General features: G+C 61.5%; 1 protein-coding gene. It reads left to right on the top strand.

The window, feature by feature from the left end:
- The first annotated feature begins 19 nt into the window (after positions 1-19).
- Positions 20-1,179, top strand: a protein-coding gene (locus BM171_RS18620) for an IS3 family transposase (RefSeq protein WP_093016152.1) whose coding sequence is annotated in 2 segments (ribosomal slippage) — positions 20-272 and positions 272-1,179 — 1,161 coding nt in all. Because the reading frame shifts where the segments join, the coding sequence is not laid out codon by codon here.
- Positions 1,180-1,239 lie beyond the last annotated feature (60 nt).

Raw genomic sequence — 1,239 nt, forward strand, 5'->3', positions numbered from 1 at the left:
GTGACGAGGAGAACGGACGATGCGCAAATCACGCTTTACCGAAGAGCAGATCGTGGGGATTCTGCAGGAGTATGCAGCCGGGGCGAAGGTCTCGGAGCTGTGTCGCAAGCACGGCATGTCGGACGCCACGCTCTACAAGTGGAAGAGTAAGTATGGCGGCATGACGGTTTCCGAGCTGAGGCGGTTGAAGGATTTGGAAGCCGAGAATGCCGAGCTGAAGCGGCTTCTGGCGGATGCCATGCTTGATAACGCCGGTCTCAAGGGGCTGCTGGCAAAAAGCTCCTAACGCCTGCGCACCGCCGGGATGCCGTGAAGAGGCTTGTGAACGAGCATCAGTTCACGGAACGGCGGGCGTGCAGGCTGGTCGGGATTTCACGGTCGAGCCTGACGTATCAGGCCCGGCCAGACCGCCACGCGCGGTTGAGAGAGCGCCTGATTACTCTGTCAGGAAAGCACCGCAGGTATGGCTATCGCATGCTGCATGCAAAGCTGGTCCGCGAAGGCTTCAGGGTGAACGTGAAGGTGGTCGAGCGGATCTACCGCGAAGAACGGCTGTGGTTGCGTCGCACGAAGCGCAAGAAGATCCCGCGCGAGGCGCGCGAAGGCAGCTGGTGCCCCATCGCTGCCAACCAGCGGTGGTCGCTCGACTTCACCAGCGACGCCTTGGCAAATGGCCGCAAGTTTCGCACCGCCAACCTCAAGGACGACTGCACCCGCGAGTGCCCTGCCATCGAGGTGGATTTCTCACTGCCAGGCGAGCGGGTCGTGGACATGCTTGAGCGCGTGGCCCGCGAGCGTGGATATCCCTATATCCTGGTCGTCGACAACGGGCCGGAACTCCGCGGTCGTGCCATGGACGGCTGGGCGGATGATCATGGCGTCCAGCTATTCTTCATCGACCCCGGCAAGCCGACCCAGAACGCCTACATCGAAAGTTTCAACGGCCGATACCGCGAGGAATGCCTGAACCAGCACTGGTTTACCAGCATCGGCGAGGCCCGCGAGATCATTGAGGACTGGAGGATCGACTACAACACGGAACGTCCGCACAGCAGCTTGAAGTATCAGACCCCGGAGGAGTTCGCCGTCGCGCGCCCCTTCGACAAGACGCAATGGGCGCAGCCGCTTGAGCTACGTGATGGCTCCGCGCCTGCGCCCATTGCTCACGCCGCCGAATGATGGCACCCAAAAGGAGAACAGGCTCGACTTACGAGTGGCCCTGAAAAAAGGGGCAGGTCA

Origin of the sequence: Roseivivax halotolerans, from assembly GCF_900115815.1 — a bacterium.
GTDB classification, from domain to species: domain Bacteria; phylum Pseudomonadota; class Alphaproteobacteria; order Rhodobacterales; family Rhodobacteraceae; genus Roseivivax; species Roseivivax halotolerans.